We start from the raw sequence: 19,470 nt of genomic DNA, 5'->3' as shown, positions 1-19,470 counted from the left end.
CAGCGTGGCGCCGCATATCGAAAGGTAAAGACATGGCCGAGATCGTTCTCAAACATGTTCAGAAGGTGTATCCCAACAACGAGTCCAAAAAGAAGGGCTTCTTTGGCAAAAAGAAGAAGACCGAGGAGAAGAAGCACAACCTCAAGGTTACCGAGGACGGTGTGCTCGCGGTAGAGGACTTCAACCTCACCGTTCACGACCAGGAGTTCATCGTCCTCGTTGGCCCCTCTGGCTGCGGTAAGTCCACGACGATGCGCATGGTCGCCGGCCTGGAGGACATTACCTCGGGCGACGTGCTCATCGACGGCAAGCGCGTCAACGACGTGGCGCCCAAGGACCGCGACATTGCCATGGTGTTCCAGAGCTATGCTCTGTACCCCAATATGACGGTGTACGAGAACATGGCGTTTACGCTTGAGCTCAAGAAGGTCCCCAAGGACGAGATCGACCGCAAGGTTCGCTCTGCTGCCGAGATCCTGGGTATTACCGAGTATCTCGACCGTAAGCCCAAGGCGCTTTCGGGCGGTCAGCGTCAGCGTGTCGCCATCGGCCGCGCCATCGTGCGAGACCCCAAGGTCTTCCTGATGGACGAGCCGCTGTCCAACCTGGACGCCAAGCTGCGTAACCAGATGCGAGCCGAGCTCATTAAGCTACGTCACGAAATCAAGGGCACCTTCATCTACGTTACTCACGACCAGACCGAGGCCATGACCCTTGGCGACCGCATCGTGGTCATGAAGGACGGCGTTGTCCAGCAGATCGCCACGCCGCAGGAGGTCTTCAACCATCCCGCGAACATCTTCGTCGCCGGCTTCATCGGCGTGCCGCAGATGAACTTCTTCGATGCCCAGCTGGTGCGCTCGGGCAACGGCTTTACCGTCAAGACCGAGGATATGAACGTGGCGCTCGCCCCCGAGACTTGCGCTCAGCTTGCCCTCAACTGGGACGGCGGCGACGTGAAGGAGATTACGGCCGGCGTGCGTCCCGAGCAGATCCTGCTTGCCGACAAGGGCGAGGAGGGCGCGCTCCAGGGTACCGTCGAGGTGACCGAGCTCATGGGCTCGACCGAGCATGTCCACGTGACCGCTCCCGACGGCCAGTTTGTCCTGATTATCCCCGTCGTCGACCTCGAGGCCAAGGGCGCGCTCAAGGCTGGCGACACCATCTGGTTCAAGTTCGAGAAGAACGCGACCCATCTCTTCGATAAGGTGTCTGGCAAGAACCTTATCTAGGCCCGGTGCATCCGGACCCTCCCTTTGGGCGACTGCGGTATTGCCATCCTTTTGCCGCGGTCACATATAAGGCTCCCCTCCCGTCCGCTGGGCGAGAGGGGAGCCTTTCTTTGTGTTGGGGTTGTCTGGCCGGTCGTTTGTCTCGATCTGTAACGGGTAGGGCCGATTTCGGACGTTAGATGTTACAGATCGAGACGGTTCCCTGAGCTAGCCATTTCATCTAAATCTGTAACACCAAAGGTGAATTTCAGCTGCTAGATGTTACAGATTGAGATAAACCCAAGGGGAGGGGCCGGTATGTCTCAATCTGTAACAGCTGGGGCCGTTTTTACCGAGTAGCTGTTACAGATCGAGATTCTTCGGTCGAGTCGGGTTGCAGGGTAACGTGCGGGCACAAAAAACGGAGCCGTGTCGCCACGACTCCGTTTCTCAAGAGGATGGGTAAGGGAAGTGAAATTAGTTCAGGTGCCAGATCTCGTCGTTGTACTGGGAGATGGTGCGGTCGGACGAGAAGGTGCCGGCGTTGGCGATATTGATGAGCGCCTTGCGCATCCAGGCGTCCTGGTCCTCGTAGTCGGCCAACACGCGCTCCTTGGTCTGGATGTACTCCTCAATGTCGAGCAGGGCCATAAACCAGTCCTTGCCCTTAATGTCATCGTGCAGGCGCTGCAGGCGCTCGGCGTTGCCGGTCGCCATAAAGGCCGGGTTGGTGATGAAGTCCACCAGCAGTTTAATGCCGGGCTTGCGGTAGAGCGCACCGGCGTTGTAGGTGCCGTCGGCGTAGAGCTGCTCAACCTGTTTGGACGAGGCGCCAAAGGTATAGATGTTCTCGTCGCCCACGAGCTCGGCAATCTCCACGTTGGCACCGTCGAGCGTGCACAGGGTTAGGGCGCCGTTGAGCATGAACTTCATGTTGGAGGTGCCGCTCGCCTCCTTGGAGGCCAGGCTGATCTGCTCGGAGATGTCAGCGGCGGGGATCACGCGCTCGGCGGCGGTGACGTTGTAGTTCTCGATCATGACAACCTGCAGGTAGGGAGCCACGTCGGGGTCGTTTGCAATCCACCGCGACAGCGTCAAGATCAGATGGATGATGTCCTGCGCGATAGTGTAGGCAGGCGCCGCCTTGCCGCCAAAGATGATGGTGACGGGGTGCTTAGGTCTGTTGCCGTTCTTGATATCGAGGTACTTCCAGATGATATAGAGCGCGAGCATCTGCTGGCGCTTGTACTCGTGGATGCGCTTGACCTGGACGTCGATGATGGCGTTGGAGGGAATGGTCACGCCCTGCTCGAGCGCCATGAACTGGCGCATGATGGCCTTGGCCTCGACCTTGGTGGCGGCCAGGCGCTCAAGAACGTCCTTGTCGTCGGCGAACTTGGCGAGTTTGCTCAGATCGCCGGTGCTGCGCCAGTCGGTGCCGATCACATCGTCGAGCAGGCTGGCGAGCGCGGGGTTGGCCCCATGGATCCAGCGGCGGAAGGTGATGCCGTTGGTCTTGTTGGAGAACTTCTCGGGATAGATTTCGTAGAACGGATGAAGCTCGGTGTCCTCCAGGATCTTGGTGTGGAGGGCGGCTACGCCGTTGATGGAGAAGCCAAAGTGGATGTCCATGTGGTCCATGTGGACGGTATCGTGTTCGTCGATGATGGCGACGCGCGGGTCATCGTGCTCGGCCTTCGCGATCTCATCGAGCTTGACGATAATGTCGGCGATGGCAGGGGAGACCTTCTGCAGGCTGGCGAGCGGCCACTTCTCGAGCGCCTCGGCAAGAATCGTGTGGTTAGTGTAGGCGACCATGGAGCGTACGATGGTCACGGCCTCGTCAAACTCGATGTCGTGCTCGGTGGTGAGCAAGCGAATGAGCTCGGGGATGACCATGGTGGGGTGCGTGTCGTTAATTTGGACCACGGCGTAGTCGGCCAGATCGTGCAGGTTGCTGCCGCGCTCGATAGCCTCGTCGATCAGGAGCTGGGCGGCGTTGCTCACCATGAAGTATTCCTGGTAGATGCGAAGCAGGCGGCCCTGCTCGTCGGAATCGTCGGGGTAGAGGAACAAGGTGAGGTTCTTGGCGATCTCGGTCTTGTCGAAGTCGATGGAACTGCCGGGGACCAGGCCGTCGTCGACGCTCGCCAGGTCGAACAGGCGCAGGCGGTTCTTGGTGGGCCGGCCGTAACCGGGCACATCGATGTTGACGAGCTTGGAGGTAACGGCAAAATCGCCGAACTCGACGGTGTAGGAGCGGTCATCGTCGACTAGGATGTCCTGCTCACCGAGCCACTCGTCGGGGACGGCCTTCTGCTGGTTGTCGACAAAGCGCTGACGGAACAGGCCGTAGTGATAGTTGAGGCCCACGCCATCGCCGGTCAAGCCCAGCGTGGCGATGGAATCCAGGAAGCACGCGGCCAGGCGACCCAGGCCGCCGTTGCCGAGCGACGGCTCGACCTCGAATTCCTCGATCTTGTTGAGGTCGTGGCCTGCGGCGGTGAGCTGGTCCTTAACCTCGTCGTAGATGCCGAGGTCGATCATGTTGTTGATGAGCAGCTTGCCGATCAAAAATTCGGCGGAAATGTAATAGAGCTTTTTCTTGCCGTTGTTGAGCGGGCAGGTGGCGGAGCGCTCCTGCACGAGTTTGACCAGCAGCTTGTAAATGAGACGGTCGTCGAGCTGCTCGAGCGAGGTGCCAAAAGACTGCTCGGCGAGTTCCATGAGGTTAATTCGGGGCATGTTTTCTCCTGTGATGGGTTGTTTCATGTCTGCAATTCATAAGAAGCCCGCGCGAGGGGATTGGGGTGGCCTCGCGCGGGAAAAGCAAGCGCGTCCGCACGGTGGGGAGGGGTCGGGCGCGGTAGCTCCTATTGAGGAAGCTCGATTTCGGCTTCCGATGGGATGCGGAAGTAGGTCTCGGTCCAGTCGGTGAGTTTGTGCTCGAGCTCGCGGGTGATGGCGCCGTCGAGCATGCGCCAGGTCCAGTTGCCGCCCAGCGTGGCAGGGGTGTTGATGCGCGCCTCGTTGCCCAAGTTGAGCAAATCCTGCATGGTGTAGATGCACGTGTCGCTCACGCTGGCGGCGATGGTGCGATTGAGTGCATCTGCCATGGGTTCGCCGGCCTGCTGATGGGTGTACAGGGCTGCCTGCTCGCGCTGACGCGGGGTGGCCGTTCCCTCAAACCAACCGCGCGCCGTCTCGTTGTCGTGGGTGCCCACATAGGCGACGGTGTTGGCGATGTAGTTATGCGGCAGGTAGTACGAGTTGGTGCCCTCAAAGGCAAACTGCAGGATCTTCATGCCGGGGAAGCCCGAGTTGTCGCGCATGTCGATGACGCCGGGGGTGAGGAAGCCCAAGTCCTCGGCGATGATGGGCAGCGTGCCGAGCTTTTCCTCGAGCGTCTTGAAGAATTTGAGGCCGGGACCCTGCGTCCACGAACCGTAGGACGAATCGGGCGAGGAGAACGGCACCTCCCAATAGGCCTCGAAGCCGCGGAAGTGATCCAGGCGGATGACGTCGTACATGTCGAGGGCGGCGCGAATGCGGCTCTCCCACCAGGAGAAGCCGTCGGATTCCATGGCGTCCCAGTCGTAGATGGGGTTGCCCCAGTACTGGCCGGTGGCCGAGAACTGGTCGGGCGGCGTGCCGGCGACGCTCACGGGATTGCCGGCGGCGTCGATCTTAAAGAGCTCGGGCGTCGCCCACATCTCGACGGAGTCACGCGAGACATAGATGGGCAGGTCGCCGATGATGAGAATGTCGCGCTCGTTGGCATAGGCCTTGAGGCGGCTCCACTGGCGATCGAAGAAGTACTGCGTCATCTGGTGGTAGAGCATACGCGCCGGATGGTCGGCGCAGACCTTGGCGGAAGCCTCGCCGCGGGTGCGGAGCTCCGCGGGCCACTCCCAAAACGCCTTGAGACCGCACTCCTCTTTGACGGTCATGAACTCACAGTAGGGGATGAGCCAGTCCTCGTTGGCCTGGATAAAGTCATCGAAATCGGCCGGCTTGTCGGCGGCAAAGCGCTCAGCGGCTCGGTCGAGAATCTGACGGCGGCCGCCAAAGATAGCACCGTAGTCGACGTTACTGGGGTCAGAACCCAGGTACACGCCATCGATATCGCGCTGTTCAAGATACCCTGCCTCGATAAGCTCGGCAAAGTCGATAAAGTTGGGGTTGCCTGCGCGGGCCGAGAACGACTGATAGGGCGAATCGCCATAGCTGGTCGTCGTAAGGGGCAGAATCTGCCAGTAATGTTGTTTGCACGAGGCGAGAAAATCGACGAAGTCGTAGGCATTCCAGCCAAAGCCGCCGATTCCGTATGGTCCGGGCAGAGATGAGACGGGCATGAGGACGCCGCTTGCACGCTCCATGAATGCGCTCACCAACCTTCTTGTTGTGGGGTCGGCCTGCCGATGGGTGTGCAGTCCGTCTCCGATGTTCTGATTCGATACGCCTATTGTAAAACATGTTGTTTAAACATGTACAGGCAAGATAAAAAAGTTGGTCGATTTTCGGCGAATGGTTACATGCCATGAAAAAAGCCCCGACCTCACAACGTGAGATCGGGGCAAGAGCGGTATGTAGGTTTTTTGCTACTCGGCGTCGGCGAAGCCGTTGGGGTTGTGGCTCTGCCAGTTCCAGCTATCGCGGCACATGTCCGCGATGTCGTACTGGGCCTTCCAGCCCATCATGCGCTCGGCCTTGGAGGCGTCGCACCAGTTGGCAGCGATGTCGCCGGCGCGGCGCTCGCGGATCACGTAGGGCAGCTCCTTGCCACAAGCCTTGGAGAAGGCGGCGACGACCTCGAGTACCGAGGTGCCGGTACCGGTGCCCAAGTTAAAGATCTCGACGCCGGTCTTGCCGTTCATCCAGTTAAGGGCGGCAACGTGACCAGAGGCCAGATCGCACACGTGGATGTAGTCGCGCACGCCGGTGCCGTCGGGGGTGGGGTAGTCGTTGCCAAAGACCTGAACGGCCTCGAGCTTGCCCACGGCGACCTGGGCGACATAGGGCACCAGGTTGTTGGGGATGCCCTTGGGGTCCTCGCCGATCAGGCCCGACGGATGAGCGCCGATGGGGTTGAAGTAACGGAGCAGCACGACGTCCCACTCGGGGTCGGCGGTGTGGACGTCCATAAGGATCTGCTCGATCATCCACTTGGTCCAACCATAGGGGTTGGTCGCGGGCTTCTTAGGATCCTCCTCGGTGACGGGCGGGTTGTCCGGGTCGCCGTAGACGGTCGAGGAGCTCGAGAAGATGATGGACTTGCAGCCATGGTTGCGCATGACGTCGATGAGCACCAGGGTGTTCTCGATGTTGTTGTGGTAGTACTCGACGGGCTTGCTCACCGACTCGCCGACGGCCTTAAAGCCGGCAAAGTGGATGACGCGGTCGATCTGATGGGTATCGAAGATCTTGTTCATCGCATCGCGGTCGAGCACGTTGGCCTCGTAGAAGGTGAGGTTCTTGGCGGCCTCGTCGCCCACGATGGTCTTGACGCGGTCGACGGCGACGGCGCTGGAGTTGGAGAGATCATCGACGATGACGACCTGGTAGCCACCCTCGAGCAGCTGAACGACGGTGTGCGAGCCGATAAAACCGGCGCCACCGGTAACGAGGACGCAGGTGTCTTTGGGGTCGAGTGCTTTGGACATGTAGTCTCCTATCGAATCAGGAACACTTCTTCACGGGAGTATAGCGCAGGCAGGGACGCCCAAATCGTGCGCTGTAGGAAAAGCAGAGGATTGTGCTAACGTACTCATCAGAAGAGCTTGCGTACGCATAACCTGATCTTTGGCATTTGCTTACGAGCCGCTGACCTTGTAGTTTCCTGCCGTTCGTGGAAATCATTGGGACGCGCCATATGTACGCTAATATGTATGAGTTGAGCGACATATAAATAAACATGTAACGGAGTACATATGTCACCAAACAGCGATTCCATCCTTTCCCAGGAGCTCTCGCGCCGCACTGCCCTCAAGGCCCTGTTCGGCGCCGCTTCTGCGGCAATTCTTTTTGGCCTGCCCGCTCGCGCCCATGCGGCGGAGGCTTCCAAAGAAACCACCGATAAACTGAATGCCGCCCAGGCCCAGCTCGACGAGGTTCAGGCCCAGCTCGACAGCATCGCAAATGAGTATGCGGCGCTGGCCAACAAGAATGCCCAGACCCTCAACGACATCGAGAATGTCCAGGGCAAGATTGACGACACGCAGGCCCAGATCGATGAAAAGAAGGCCGAGCTCAAGAAGAAGCGCAACGACCTTTCCGATCGCGTGGCCGCCAGCTACAAGTCCGGCGGCACGAACATCCTGTCTTTGCTGCTGGCCTCTGGCTCGTTTGAGGAACTCGTCGCCAACGCGCATTACGTTGAGAAGATCAACAAGAGTGACCGCGATGCCATCGAGGATATCCAGACGATTCAGTCTGAGCTCGACGCACAGAAGACCGAGCTCGAAGCACAAAAGGCCGACCTGGAGAAACTCAAGGACCAGCAGACGGCTCAGATGCAGGATATGCAGGCCAAGCAGCAAGAAGTCCAGACCGTGCTGAACGGTCTTTCCGACGACGTCAAGGAGCTCATGGCTCAGCGCGATTCCGAGATCCTCGCTGCCGCCCAGGCCGAGGAGGCCGCTAGGAAGGCTGCCGCTGCCGCGGCTGCCGCGAACAAGAACAATTCCTACTCGGGTGGTTCAAGCTCGGGTGGTGGATCGTATGCGCCCGGAACCCCGCAACAGAATGCCGGCTCGGGCAAACAGCAGGCCGTCGTCAACGCGTGCTACTCCACGCCTTCGCCGGGTCAGAACTGGTGCGCGGCGTGGGTTACCAATGTCTTCCGTAACGCCGGCGTTGGCTACTTTGGCGGTAACGCGTGCGATATGTTTAACGCATGGTGCTATAGCTCCGACCGCTCGGCGCTGCAGGTGGGCATGATCGTGGCCGATTCCTCGCACAGCGGCACGGGTGCTCCGGGCCTTATCTACGGTCATGTGGGTATCTACGTTGGCGGCGGCATCGTTATGAGCAACGAGGGCGCCATTACGTCTAAGTCGCTCGATTCGTTTATTAGCTTCTATGGCACTGGCTCTGGCGTGCGTTGGGGCTGGCTTGGCGGTATTGCGCTGTCGTAGCTGCGGCTTGGTCCGGGACAGCCCGAGAGGCATAAGGTTGCCTGCTCGGGCAGTCCTGCTCGCACGGAGAGCACATTAAGTGCTCTCCGGCTCGTGCGGAACTCGCGATCAACCTTATGCCTCTCGGACTGTCCCGGCCCTCTCGGGTCCTGAGCGCGACACACCGGACTGGGTTATCTGAATAAATATGGTGAAGGCCCCTTTCGGGGCCTTCTTTGTTAAAGGAATTCGCCTACTCGGTGGACTTCGGGTTCTAGGTCTACGCCGAATTGGTCTTTGACGGTTGTTTGGATGTAGCGGATGAGTTCGTTGACGTCGGCGGCGGTGGCGTGGTCGGCGTTGACGATAAAGCCGCAGTGCTTCTCGCTCACCTGCGCGCCGCCAACGGCGTGTCCTCGCAGGCCGGCATCCATGATGAGCCTGCCGGCAAAGTAACCCTCGGGGCGCTTGAAGGTGGAGCCGGCACTCGGCATGTCGAGCGGCTGCTTGTCCTCGCGGCGCTGGCGGTAGTCGTCCATGTCGGCCTTGATCATCGCGGCGTTGCCCGGTGCGAGGTTGAAGGTGGCAGAAAGAACGATAAAGCCGTCGTCGGCGATGCGACTCTTGCGATAGCCCAGGTTGAGCTCATCGACATCGAACTCGATGATGTTGCCGCTGCCGCGGGTGCCGTCGTCGAGCATGCGGGCGGGCTTGTAGACGCGCACAGACTCCAGCACGTCTGCCATGCAGGCACCGTAGGCGCCGGCGTTCATGTAGCAGGCGCCGCCGACCGATCCGGGGATGCCCGAGATGGGCTCCATGCCGGTGAGACCGGCCTCGGCTGCCGCCGCGGCGACATCGGAAAGCAAGGCGCCGGCCGCCGCCGTGACGTGCGTACCGTCGACCGTAATGTCGGAGAGGCCTTCGCCCAACGCCACGACGACGCCGCGGATACCCTTGTCGCCGACGAGCAGGTCGGAGCCGTTGCCCACGATGGTGAGCGGCAGGTCGCAGCGATAACAGGTGTCGAGCGTGGCGACGAGGCCCTGCTCGGTATCGGGCGTGACAAAGACGTCGGCCGGGCCGCCGATCTTAAACGTGGTGTGCTCGCGCATGGGCTCGCTCATCAGCACGTTGTCCTCGCCGGCAACGCCAGCAAGCGCGCACAGCAGGTCCTCGTTAAAAAAGTCGTTCTCGTGCATACGAATATCCGCCTTTTGGTGGTCGTTGTCATCAATCGATTGCAATATACCCCACCCGGACGGATTTGGTGCGCTGGCGGCGATAAAACAGCCGTCTACCGGATTGGTAAAGTGTTTATCACCGAGGTAGAGGGGCGGTCGCTATACTTTCAAGAGATTGCGCGTAAACCTGGAAGGAGCGAGATGGCCAACAAAGTCACCCTCAAGCAGATCGCCCAGGAGGTGGGGCTTTCCCCCTCGTCGGTCTCGCTTGTTCTCAATAATCGGCCCTGTCGCATCTCGGAAGAAAACCGCAAGCTCATCAAGGAGGTCGCGGCGCGCAACCACTATGTCCCCAACCAGATTGCGCGTAGTCTGGTCATGCGCGAGTCGCGCACGCTGGGCCTTATCGTCCCTAACATCGAGAGCCGCTTTTTTGCTTCGCTCGCCGGTAGCCTGGAAAAGCGCTGCCGCGAGGATGGCTATGCGCTCTTCATTACCAGCTCGGGTGGAAGTGCCGACGACGATCTGGAGCTGCTGCGCCAGCTGGTAACGCGCGGCGTTGATGGTGTCTTCCTGGTTGTGGGCGACGAGTTCTCCGACGACCGCGCCCTGCGCGAAGAAGTCAGCCATCTGCCTATCCCTGCCGTGATGGTCGACCGTGCCATTGAGGGGCTCGAGTGCGACAAGGTGATGTTCGACCACGAGATGGGTGGCTACATGGCCACTCGCTATCTGATCGAGCAGGGCCACCGTCGCATTGCCTGCTTGGTTAACGCGCGCCGTTCCAATACGGGGCGTAAGCGACTTGCCGGCTATGAGCGCGCGCTGCGCGAGGTTGGCCTGCCTATCGACGCACGTTTGGAGTTTGAGAGCGAGTACTACATTCCGAGTGCCTACGAGGCCTCGGAGGCGGTGCTCGCAACTGATGCCACCGCTGTGTTCGCAAGTTCGGATAACATCGCCCTCGGTCTGCTCAAGCGCTTGCACGAGATGGGGAAGAGCATCCCGGGCGATATCTCGGTGGTGAGCTATGACAACTCGGCGGCCGACGTTCTCTTTGAGCCGGCGCTGACCGCGATTGAGCAGGATCCTGGTGTCCTTGCGGAGCATGCTTTTGGCTGCATGTCCAAGCGTCTTGCCGGTAGGGGCGGTAGGCGTGCCGAAGAGGTCGTCCTGGAACCGGCACTTATCGTTAAGGGCAGCGTGCTCGAACTTACCGAATGTAGCTAAGCGTACTTGTTTGTTTGCATAGATTGCATGCGGAGTGTCCGCTATTTGCCGGCGGGGCCGGGGTGCCTGCCTTGTTTTGAGAAGTTCGCGGAGCCCACTTCTCAAAACAAGGCAGGCACCCCGGCCCTCGTCCGTTAACTCTTCCGCTGGGCGAGCCATAGACGCCGCGCACCGATAGGGTAAGGCAGCGGCTTGAAATTGGTGCTATATTCAGCTTGAGTTGTTTAATGCTAGTACGGGAGGCTGATATGGGGCTGTTCAAGAAGAAAAACCCGCAGGATGCCTTTGATCCCGATGTGTTTACCATCACGGATACGATTTTGGACCCGCCGCGGTTTACATTTTTGCCGGCTATCTACCAGGACGCCACGCGCCGCAAGTGGGCCGTGCATCAGCGCGGTGCGACCCCGAGGATTTTTGACTACGCGGATGTGCTGCAGTGCGAGATTGTCGAGACCGGAAATCCCGAGGATGTGCCGGAGCTTAGCAATCGCGAACTAGCTCAGCAGATTTTGATTAATCCAGCTCAGGCTACCAAAAACAATGCTGCCAAGCGTAATATGTGCCTTGGTATGGGTGTCATCGTTGCCGTGCAAACCGGCGAGGATGAGATTTCGAAGCTTGAGATTCCGGTGACCGCGGGCGAAGTCAAGCGAGACTCCGGCCTATATCGGTCGTATCGGAACGTTGCGGAGCAGATCAAAGAAGCCTTCGACGCCATGGGGCGTCCGGAGCAATGATGCCTGCAGCATCAAGCGGTTGAGGAGCCGTGCCCATGCCGAGTGAACCATATGCGATTCCGCCCAAAGATTGCGCCTTTGAGGGCATTCTTTGGTATATCAATCATTATGACCTGCAGGGTGGCGACCGGCTGCCCGCCGAGCGTGTGCTCTGTGAAGAGCTGGGCGTGTCGCGCACGGCGTTGCGTGCTGCGATCGCGCGCCTTATTTCGTGCGGAACTTTGGAAAGCCGCCGCGGTTCGGGCACCTATGTGTGTCCTCCCAAACCGCTGAACATCTTTCAGGAAACATGGAACTATACGCAGGCGGTGGAGAGGGTTGGCTCAAAGTCGACCGCACGCCTGGTTTGGTCCAAGGTCGTGTACGCCGATATCGATCTGGCCCAAAAGGCCCAGATCGACCTGGGCATGCCGCTTTTCTGCATTCGACGTGTGCGCGTGGTTAATGGTTCCCCGGCGTCGATTGAGACGGCCCACGTCAATCTGTCTTTGTGCCCCTCGCTTCCCGATCACGATTTTGAGCAGGAAAGCCTCTACGACGTTTTGCTCAAAGAAGGGAATGTCCATGTGACGCACGGCAAGGAGCATATTTCCATCAGCCGTCTGAACGCCGACGAGGCCAAGTTGCTGGGTGCTCAGGAGGGCACGCCGGTGTTTTACAAGGCTTCGCACGAGCGTGACGAGAACGATGGCTTTGTCGAGTATTGCAAGTCCGTGATTCTGCCGACCAAGTATCGTTTTGCCGATAACGGCGAGGCAGACGGCGTTGCGACGAAGGTAGGTGTCGAATGGCTGATGCAGTAGAAGACTTGCCGGTTTACAAACAAATTCGCCGCTGCATTGCGGAGCGAATCGAGCGCGGCGACTACCCGACGGGCTCGATGATTCCGTCCGAAAACGAGCTGGCCGAGGAGTTTGGCACGACGCGCCTGACAATCCGAAGTGCCATGGACGAGCTGGTCAAAAGTGGCCAGATTCGTCGCGTGCAGGGCAAGGGCGCCTTTGTGGGACACAAGTGGTTTGACGAGCACGAACGCAAGGGCGGCTTCCGTCAGTCGGTTCTGGCGTCGGGCGCGACGCCGTCGGTGCGCATTCTGGCGCGCTCCAAACGCTACGCCGGCCCGTATTACGCCGACCTGTTTGGCATCGCCGAGGACGATCTGCTTTACTCGGTGCGCCGTCTCAACTGCATTGATGGGGAGCCCGTGTCGATTGAGATGACGCTGATTCCGTGTCTGCTGTTTCCGGGCATCGAAGACGTGGACATTTCGGTCTTCAGCCTGTTCGAGACCTACGACATGTTGGGGCGCAAACCGGACAAGTCGATTGAGAAACTCGATATTGAAGCGCTGGGCGCACGCGATGCGAGTTTGCTCAATCTTGAGCCGGGCGACCTGGCGCTCGTACTGGAATGCATGACCTATGACTCGAGTGGGCAGGCGATCGAGCATGCCAAGTCTTTTAACCGCGGTGATGCCGGCGGATATACCTACAACTATTAGCGTCTAGAGCATCCTCGTGCACGGCGGGGTGCTCATTTTTTTACGGACATGTGTCGCATGACCGATGAACGGCAAAAACTGACCGTCTACCGAGAGGGGAGGATGAAATCAAAAAATCGGTATTAAAAACGGCTAACCTGTAATCGTTCACTGGTATTAAGAACCTTTGAATTGTTGAGCTTGGGGCCAAGATGTCCACAAGGTTAAGCGGCGAGACGGGGCGGCAAGCCTGTCCATTCCGTGCGACAATTCAAACTGCTCGTGAAAGGAGCGGGAATGAAGGAGACCGAGAAGATCGAGATCATGCACTTCGACCAGGAGGGCTACCTCGAGGACGGCAGGAACGTCTACGAGGCCGGCAAGCGGATGACCGCCCTGGCCGACCGCGTGCACGAGGAGGGCTACGACGCCGTCTTCCTGATGGGCGTCGGCGGCACCTGGGACGAGTTCATGCAGCTCGAGTACCTCATGAACAAGTTCGGCGACCGCGACCTCGAGGTCTACCTGATCCACGCCGCCGAGTGGAACGTCATGGGCCACAAGCGCATGACCGACAGGTCCGTCGTGCTGACCGCCTCCGAGTCCGGCACCACCCCCGAGGTGCTCGAGGCCGTCGGCAAGATGAGGGAGATGGGCGTGCGCGTCTTCGCCATGACCAACCCCGAGGGCAAGATCGGGCAGGCCGTGGGCGCCGAGAACTGCGTCATGATGGCCTCCGACCACGGCGCCGGCGGCTGCGAGAAGGGCTACTACCTCGCCGACTGCTTCGGCCTGCGCCTGCTCAACCGCCGCGGCTGCTTCCCCAAGTTCGACCTGTTCATCGAGCAGACGAAGGACGTCTGGAAGGACATGCTCGACATCCGCAAGCGCTTCGAGCCGCGCGCCGAGGAGCTCGCCAGGAAGTACGCGCTGGCCGACTACACCATGTTCATCGGCTCGGGCGCGCTGTGGGGCGAGACCATCCTGTACTCCATGTGCCTGCTCGAGGAGATGCAGTGGAAGCGCATCCGCCACATCACCTCGCACGACTTCTTCCACGGCACGCTCGAGCTGCTCGAGCCCGGCGTCCCGGTGTTCTTGTTCATGGGAGAGGACGAGTGCCGCGCCCTCGACGAGCGCGTCCGCGCCTTCCTCACCAGCGGCGTGACCGGCGACGAGGACTACGTCATCATCGACACCGCCGAGTACGCGATCCCGGGCCTGGACGACGACTTCCGCGTCATCGTGTCCCCCTGGATCCTGTCCGTGCTGACCACCGACCGCCTCGCGCGCAACTACGAGCTGGTCACCAAGCACAACCTCAAGTACCGCCGCTACTACCACCAGTTCGACTACTAATTCCATTTGGGGGAAACCGCAATGAGGCAATACATCTTTGCCAGCCACGCGCATTTTGCGACCGGCATCAAAGAGAGCACCGAGCTGCTCTCGGGCGCGCGCGATAACGTCCACGACCTGTCGATGTTTGTCGACGGCCGCACCGACGTCGCCGAGGAGGCCGCCAAGCTCCTGGCGACCTTCGACCCCGCCGACGACGTAATCGTGTGCACCGACCTGTTTGGCGGCAGCGTCAACAACGAGTTCACCAAGATCGTCCAGACGCGCCCCAACACCTACCTGGTTGCCAACATGAATCTGCCGCTGCTGATCCAGCTGCTCTTTTCGGACCAGGAGGCTCCCGCCGATCAGGTTATCCGCGAGATCCTCGCGGCTGACGACACGCGCGTCAAGTTTGTCAACGACCTGCTGACCGATGCGGATGACGAGGAAGAGTTCTAGTCACCGCCTGCTATTAATGGGGCCGGGTTTCCGGCATGAGACCTTTGGGGGTCAATCATGATTCAACTGCTTCGCGTCGACCATCGTCTGCTTCATGGCCAGGTGGCCGTCTCTTGGGTCCAGGGCTTGGGCTCCGACTGCATCTTCTGCGTTGGCGACAAGGTTGCCAACGATCCCGTCTGGAAGACTACGCTCAAGATGGGAAAGCCGGCCAACGTCAAGCTCGTCATCAAGGACATGGAGCACGCCATCGAGGCCATCAACTCCGGTGTTACCGATAAGTACAAGATGATCATCTGCGTCGCCAGCATCGCCGAGGCCAAGCAGCTTGTCGACGGCTGCCCGCAGATCACCTCCATCAACCTGGGCAACACCAAGTCCAAGGACGAGCAGCGTCCCGATGCCCGTAAGATCTCCCGCCAGATCTTTGTGACTGCTGCTGAGGAAGAGGACATTCGCGAGCTCGTCGGCCGCGGTGTCGAGGTCGAGATTCGCGCTCTGGCCGACGACCCCAAGGTCGATGCCCTAAGCGCCCTCTAATTGGGAACCACGGGCGGCGCGCACGGCGCCGCCCCTATTCGTGGGCGTACCGGATAAACGCTTTACCCGTTACCCCCATCTACCGTTCACCGGGAGTACACGCCCGTTGAGCGATTGGTATTAAATAGTTTTCGCATGACTATATAATTGGTATCAAATCATTTGCACCGGTTTAGGTGTTAACAGCACACCGGTACAAGCTGGATCTGTCTGGGCGATTGTCGGCATGGAAAAGGGCGCGCTGACAAGTCGGGAATCGCCGCGCGGATCCAAGAGGGATCAAAGGGAGGAACAATGCTTGTTCAAGCGATCCTCATCGGACTTATCGCTGCCTTCGGTAAGCTCGATTATCAGCTCGGTACGCTCTATGCGTTCCGCCCGATCGTTCTGTGCCCGCTCGTCGGCATAGTCCTCGGGGACCTGCAGTCCGGCCTCGCCATCGGTGCGAGCCTCGAGCTGCTCTTCATGGGTTCTATCTCCATCGGCGCTTACGTGCCGCCCGATGAGACGATTGGCGGTGTGCTCGCCTGCGCCTTCGCTATTCAGCTGGGTCAGAGCACCGAGGCCGCTATCGCGCTCGCGATGCCCATCGCCACTCTGTGCCTGGCCATTAAGAACGTCGTCAACGCCGGTATGCCCCTTCTGGTCGACCGTGCCGACGTCTTTGCCAGCAAGGGTAACCTCAAGGGTATCTACGCTATGCACTGGATTATCGGTCTCGTGATTGTCGTCCTGGCCTTTATCCTGTGCTCGGTCTCCTTCTATCTGGGTGCCGACGCTGTTCAGGGCCTGCTCGACTTCATCCCGACGTTCGTCCTCGATGGCTTTGGCGTCGCAGCCAACATCCTGCCTGCCATGGGCTTCGCCATGCTCGGCCGTCTGGTGCTTACCAAGCAGCTCGTGCCGTTCTACTTCCTGGGCTTCCTGCTGTGCTCCTATGCCAACGTGCCCGTCCTCGGCGTCGCCCTGATCGCAATCATCATCGGCATCGACAAGTACGACCTGCTGGGCCTTGGTGGCGCCCAGTCCCAGCTTTCTGTGGAAGGGGATGAGGACGATGACTTCTAATTCCGAGAACCAGATTACTCGCTCCGACCTCATTAAGAGCGCCGTGAACACCGGCGCCCTGGGCATGGAATTCTCCTGGACCTACTACAAGCAGATGAACATTGCCTTCTGCCTGATGGTCGCCAACATGCTCAAGAAGATCTATGCCGGCCGCCCCGATGATTACGCCGAGGCCCTGCATCGTCACAGCGCATTCTTCAACATCACCCCGCAGCTCGCTCCCTTCGTGGGTGGCATCGCGATGGCCATGGAAGAAAAGGTCGCTCGTGGCGAGGTTGAGCCCGAGAGCGTCAACGACATCAAGGCCGCCCTCATGGGTCCGCTTTCCGGCCTGGGTGACTCCTTCTTCGTGTCCACCCTGCGCGTCGTCGCCGCTGCCGTGGGCATCAGCCTGTGCCAGGCCGGCAACGTCTTTGGCCCCATCGCCTTCCTGCTCGTCTACAACATCCCGGCGTTCCTGATTCGTATCTTTGGCGCTATCAAGGGTTATGAGCTAGGCATTGGCTTCCTCGACGAGGCTCAGAAGACCGGCCTGATGCAAAAGATCATGGCCTGCGTCGGCATTGTCGGCGTTATGGTCGTCGGCGCCATGAGCAAGGACATGTTCTGGGCTTCGTTGCCCATCGCCATTGGTCAGGGCGACTCCGCTCAGACTCTCCAGGACATCCTGGACGGCATCATGCCCGGTATGCTCGGTATGGCCGCCTTCTGGCTCTACTACTGGCTGCTCTCCAAGAAGATCAACCCGATGGTCCTGATCCTCTGCACCATGGTCGTGGGCATCATCGGCGCTTACTTTGGCGTGCTTGCCTAATATGTTCGAATCGCGCTTCCATCGCGTCTAACGGTTGCGTCGATCTTTGGGGGGCTTGTCGCATCTGCGGCGGCCCCCTGTTTTTTAAAACTCCGTACGAAAGGGGAGGGCTATGGTCGTACCCGAGCTTTCGCTCATGAACATCAACCATCGTTACTACAGCATCGAGACGTTTTTTAAGGCTGCAGGTGAGGCCGGCTATCGCAATATCGAGCTGTGGACCGGCTCGATGCACCTGTATGTGGATTGCCATGAGCACGATTCGGTGGATAAGATTCGCGATCTTGCCGCCCAATACGGTATCAAGATCGTGTGCGTGTGCCCCGAGCAGAACAACCCCAAGCCGTGGAACGTCGCGGTGCGCGGTGAGGCGGGCCAAAAACGCATCCTCTCGTACTTTAAGAATGTGATCGACGTTGCCGTTGAGTTGGGCGTGCCGCAGATTCTGGTGACGAGTGGTTGGGCCTATCTGGACGAGCCAGCTGAGGACGCCTGGTCCCGCAGCGTCGCCATGCTGCGCTCGGTGTGCGACTACGCTGACACACGCGGTATTCGCGTCGCGCTCGAGGCACTGCAGCCGTCGGAGTCCGTGCTGGTCAATACGGCACAGGATGTCGCGCGCATCCTCGAGGCGGTCGATCGCCCCAACCTGAAGGCATGTATCGACTTTGGCGCCATGGAAGTTGCCGGCGACACAATCGACGGCTACTTTGAGGTTTTGGGCGACAAGATCGTTCACACCCACTTTGTCGATGTGGGCGGTGGCACGACGCATCTTGCCTGGGGCGACGGCGAGCGTGATATGCGTGCCGACCTCGAGGCACTCATGCGCCACGGCTATACGGGCTATGTCTCGGCCGAGACGTGTGACGGCCGCTACTATCAGGATCCGTCCAAGGCGACGACTCAGGTTATCGAGATGTATCGCCGTGTGACAGCGGAGATGGAAGCCGAATAACTAAACTGCGCGGTTGCGCCGGAAACGCTTGGGCGGGTCTGGCGCAACGCTTTTATAGCTGGCGAGTTGTGGGGAGCCCGTTGGCAGTAGCGCTCGAAATAGACAACTATTGGCGTTGTAATACCACTCGGGCGAGGAAACCGACCGTTCGCCGCAAATCTCCGTGAGTTTGGATTGGTATTAAATAACAAGCAATCGTATGGCTATAATTGGTATCAGCAAGAAGCGCGATGTATAGAATTGCGCACATGTGATGGGAGGACACACATGAAGGAGACCGAGAAGATCGAGATCATGCACTTCGACCAGGAGGGCTACCTCGAGGACGGCAGGAACGTCTACGAGGCCGGCAAGCGGATGACCGCCCTGGCCGACCGCGTGCACGAGGAGGGCTACGACGCCGTCTTCCTGATGGGCGTCGGCGGCACCTGGGACGAGTTCATGCAGCTCGAGTACCTCATGAACAAGTTCGGCGACCGCGACCTCGAGGTCTACCTGATCCACGCCGCCGAGTGGAACGTCATGGGCCACAAGCGCATGACCGACAGGTCCGTCGTGCTGACCGCCTCCGAGTCCGGCACCACCCCCGAGGTGCTCGAGGCCGTCGGCAAGATGAGGGAGATGGGCGTGCGCGTCTTCGCCATGACCAACCCCGAGGGCAAGATCGGGCAGGCCGTGGGCGCCGAGAACTGCGTCATGATGGCCTCCGACCACGGCGCCGGCGGCTGCGAGAAGGGCTACTACCTCGCCGACTGCTTCGGCCTGCGCCTGCTCAACCGCCGCGGCTGCTTCCCCAAGTTCGACCTGTTCATCGAGCAGACGAAGGACGTCTGGAAGGACATGCTCGACATCCGCAAGCGCTTCGAGCCGCGCGCCGAGGAGCTCGCCAGGAAGTACGCGCTGGCCGACTACACCATGTTCATCGGCTCGGGCGCGCTGTGGGGCGAGACCATCCTGTACTCCATGTGCCTGCTCGAGGAGATGCAGTGGAAGCGCATCCGCCACATCACCTCGCACGACTTCTTCCACGGCACGCTCGAGCTGCTCGAGCCCGGCGTCCCGGTGTTCTTGTTCATGGGAGAGGACGAGTGCCGCGCCCTCGACGAGCGCGTCCGCGCCTTCCTCACCAGCGGCGTGACCGGCGACGAGGACTACGTCATCATCGACACCGCCGAGTACGCGATCCCGGGCCTGGACGACGACTTCCGCGTCATCGTGTCCCCCTGGATCCTGTCCGTGCTGACCACCGACCGCCTCGCGCGCAACTACGAGCTGGTCACCAAGCACAACCTCAAGTACCGCCGCTACTACCACCAGTTCGACTACTAAG

General features: G+C 59.9%; 17 protein-coding genes. 13 read left to right on the top strand and 4 right to left on the bottom strand.

Going from position 1 to position 19,470, the window contains the following annotated elements; genetic code table 11:
* The first annotated feature begins 32 nt into the window (after window positions 1–32).
* Entirely contained in the window at window positions 33–1,232 is a 1,200-nt protein-coding gene (locus I1M21_RS07755) for an ABC transporter ATP-binding protein (RefSeq protein WP_195193117.1), read from the top strand.
* A gap of 456 nt (window positions 1,233–1,688) precedes the next feature.
* Here the strand turns inward: I1M21_RS07755 and glgP are convergent, their stop codons facing one another.
* The 3 genes from glgP to galE form a co-directional block, all read right to left on the bottom strand.
* Window positions 1,689–3,956 carry a glycogen/starch/alpha-glucan family phosphorylase gene (glgP, locus tag I1M21_RS07750; protein WP_229025690.1) on the bottom strand — a complete coding sequence of 756 codons (2,268 nt, stop codon included), beginning with the start codon at window positions 3,954–3,956 and terminating at the stop codon, window positions 1,689–1,691.
* A gap of 128 nt (window positions 3,957–4,084) precedes the next feature.
* Window positions 4,085–5,602, bottom strand: coding sequence for a 4-alpha-glucanotransferase (gene malQ, locus I1M21_RS07745; protein ID WP_271763215.1), 1,518 nt, complete (start codon window positions 5,600–5,602; stop codon window positions 4,085–4,087).
* Between the two features lie 210 nt (window positions 5,603–5,812).
* Entirely contained in the window at window positions 5,813–6,874 is a 1,062-nt protein-coding gene (gene galE / locus I1M21_RS07740; RefSeq protein ID WP_006235870.1) for a UDP-glucose 4-epimerase GalE, read from the bottom strand.
* Window positions 6,875–7,141: 267 nt separating this feature from the next.
* Here galE and I1M21_RS07735 point away from each other — a divergent pair, with 267 nt between their 5' ends.
* Window positions 7,142–8,347, top strand: a complete 1,206-nt coding sequence (locus I1M21_RS07735; protein ID WP_195193114.1) for a coiled-coil domain-containing protein — start codon at window positions 7,142–7,144, stop codon at window positions 8,345–8,347.
* Window positions 8,348–8,565: 218 nt separating this feature from the next.
* On the opposite strand, the gene murB is transcribed toward I1M21_RS07735, so the two are convergent.
* Window positions 8,566–9,528, bottom strand: coding sequence for a UDP-N-acetylmuramate dehydrogenase (gene murB / locus I1M21_RS07730; protein WP_195193113.1), 963 nt, complete (start codon window positions 9,526–9,528; stop codon window positions 8,566–8,568).
* 183 nt (window positions 9,529–9,711) lie between these two features.
* Between murB and I1M21_RS07725 the strand changes: the two genes are divergently transcribed.
* The 11 genes from I1M21_RS07725 (at window position 9,712) to I1M21_RS07675 (ending at window position 19,469) form a co-directional block, all read left to right on the top strand.
* The gene (locus I1M21_RS07725) at window positions 9,712–10,740 is read left to right on the top strand and encodes a LacI family DNA-binding transcriptional regulator (RefSeq protein ID WP_006235873.1); all 1,029 of its coding nucleotides are present in this window, start codon (window positions 9,712–9,714) and stop codon (window positions 10,738–10,740) included.
* Between the two features lie 248 nt (window positions 10,741–10,988).
* Window positions 10,989–11,480 carry a hypothetical protein gene (locus I1M21_RS07720; protein WP_195193112.1) on the top strand — a complete coding sequence of 164 codons (492 nt, stop codon included), beginning with the start codon at window positions 10,989–10,991 and terminating at the stop codon, window positions 11,478–11,480.
* Between the two features lie 35 nt (window positions 11,481–11,515).
* Window positions 11,516–12,283 carry a GntR family transcriptional regulator gene (locus I1M21_RS07715; protein ID WP_148332853.1) on the top strand — a complete coding sequence of 256 codons (768 nt, stop codon included), beginning with the start codon at window positions 11,516–11,518 and terminating at the stop codon, window positions 12,281–12,283.
* On the top strand, window positions 12,268–12,981 hold the full coding sequence (locus I1M21_RS07710) for a GntR family transcriptional regulator (RefSeq protein ID WP_195193111.1): 714 nt from the start codon (window positions 12,268–12,270) through the stop codon (window positions 12,979–12,981). The genes I1M21_RS07715 and I1M21_RS07710 overlap by 16 nt, the downstream gene beginning before the upstream one ends.
* A gap of 276 nt (window positions 12,982–13,257) precedes the next feature.
* Window positions 13,258–14,319: an SIS domain-containing protein gene (locus I1M21_RS07705; RefSeq protein WP_195193108.1), complete on the top strand. Its 1,062-nt coding sequence runs from the start codon at window positions 13,258–13,260 to the stop codon at window positions 14,317–14,319.
* Window positions 14,320–14,340: 21 nt separating this feature from the next.
* Window positions 14,341–14,760 (top strand): PTS sugar transporter subunit IIA, encoded by a 420-nt coding sequence (locus I1M21_RS07700; protein WP_006235880.1) that lies wholly within the window; start codon window positions 14,341–14,343, stop codon window positions 14,758–14,760.
* Window positions 14,761–14,817: 57 nt separating this feature from the next.
* Complete coding sequence (locus I1M21_RS07695; RefSeq protein WP_055252644.1) at window positions 14,818–15,300, top strand: PTS sugar transporter subunit IIB; 483 nt, start codon at window positions 14,818–14,820, stop codon at window positions 15,298–15,300.
* Window positions 15,301–15,594: 294 nt separating this feature from the next.
* Window positions 15,595–16,368, top strand: a complete 774-nt coding sequence (locus I1M21_RS07690) for a PTS mannose/fructose/sorbose/N-acetylgalactosamine transporter subunit IIC (protein ID WP_148332919.1) — start codon at window positions 15,595–15,597, stop codon at window positions 16,366–16,368.
* Complete coding sequence (locus I1M21_RS07685; protein WP_195193110.1) at window positions 16,349–17,182, top strand: PTS system mannose/fructose/sorbose family transporter subunit IID; 834 nt, start codon at window positions 16,349–16,351, stop codon at window positions 17,180–17,182. Before I1M21_RS07690 ends, I1M21_RS07685 begins: the two co-directional genes overlap by 20 nt.
* A 112-nt stretch (window positions 17,183–17,294) precedes the next feature.
* Window positions 17,295–18,140: a sugar phosphate isomerase/epimerase family protein gene (locus I1M21_RS07680; protein WP_195193109.1), complete on the top strand. Its 846-nt coding sequence runs from the start codon at window positions 17,295–17,297 to the stop codon at window positions 18,138–18,140.
* Between the two features lie 267 nt (window positions 18,141–18,407).
* Window positions 18,408–19,469: an SIS domain-containing protein gene (locus I1M21_RS07675; RefSeq protein ID WP_195193108.1), complete on the top strand. Its 1,062-nt coding sequence runs from the start codon at window positions 18,408–18,410 to the stop codon at window positions 19,467–19,469.
* Window position 19,470 lies beyond the last annotated feature (1 nt).

Origin of the sequence: Collinsella aerofaciens, assembly GCF_015546965.1 — a bacterium.
GTDB lineage: Bacteria > Actinomycetota > Coriobacteriia > Coriobacteriales > Coriobacteriaceae > Collinsella > Collinsella aerofaciens_X.
The sequence above is the reverse complement of the archived record's forward strand: the minus strand, read 5'-3'. Positions and strand labels throughout refer to the sequence as shown.

Coding starts and splice junctions, on each gene's coding strand:
- I1M21_RS07675 (WP_195193108.1), top strand. CDS start 18,408: ATGAAGGAGACCGAGAAGATCGAGATCATGCACTTCGACCAGGAGGGC.
- galE (WP_006235870.1), bottom strand. CDS start 6,874: ATGTCCAAAGCACTCGACCCCAAAGACACCTGCGTCCTCGTTACCGGT.
- I1M21_RS07700 (WP_006235880.1), top strand. CDS start 14,341: ATGAGGCAATACATCTTTGCCAGCCACGCGCATTTTGCGACCGGCATC.
- I1M21_RS07755 (WP_195193117.1), top strand. CDS start 33: ATGGCCGAGATCGTTCTCAAACATGTTCAGAAGGTGTATCCCAACAAC.
- murB (WP_195193113.1), bottom strand. CDS start 9,528: ATGCACGAGAACGACTTTTTTAACGAGGACCTGCTGTGCGCGCTTGCT.
- I1M21_RS07685 (WP_195193110.1), top strand. CDS start 16,349: ATGAGGACGATGACTTCTAATTCCGAGAACCAGATTACTCGCTCCGAC.
- glgP (WP_229025690.1), bottom strand. CDS start 3,956: ATGCCCCGAATTAACCTCATGGAACTCGCCGAGCAGTCTTTTGGCACC.
- I1M21_RS07690 (WP_148332919.1), top strand. CDS start 15,595: ATGCTTGTTCAAGCGATCCTCATCGGACTTATCGCTGCCTTCGGTAAG.
- I1M21_RS07715 (WP_148332853.1), top strand. CDS start 11,516: ATGCCGAGTGAACCATATGCGATTCCGCCCAAAGATTGCGCCTTTGAG.
- I1M21_RS07710 (WP_195193111.1), top strand. CDS start 12,268: ATGGCTGATGCAGTAGAAGACTTGCCGGTTTACAAACAAATTCGCCGC.
- I1M21_RS07680 (WP_195193109.1), top strand. CDS start 17,295: ATGGTCGTACCCGAGCTTTCGCTCATGAACATCAACCATCGTTACTAC.
- I1M21_RS07720 (WP_195193112.1), top strand. CDS start 10,989: ATGGGGCTGTTCAAGAAGAAAAACCCGCAGGATGCCTTTGATCCCGAT.
- I1M21_RS07705 (WP_195193108.1), top strand. CDS start 13,258: ATGAAGGAGACCGAGAAGATCGAGATCATGCACTTCGACCAGGAGGGC.
- I1M21_RS07725 (WP_006235873.1), top strand. CDS start 9,712: ATGGCCAACAAAGTCACCCTCAAGCAGATCGCCCAGGAGGTGGGGCTT.
- I1M21_RS07695 (WP_055252644.1), top strand. CDS start 14,818: ATGATTCAACTGCTTCGCGTCGACCATCGTCTGCTTCATGGCCAGGTG.
- I1M21_RS07735 (WP_195193114.1), top strand. CDS start 7,142: ATGTCACCAAACAGCGATTCCATCCTTTCCCAGGAGCTCTCGCGCCGC.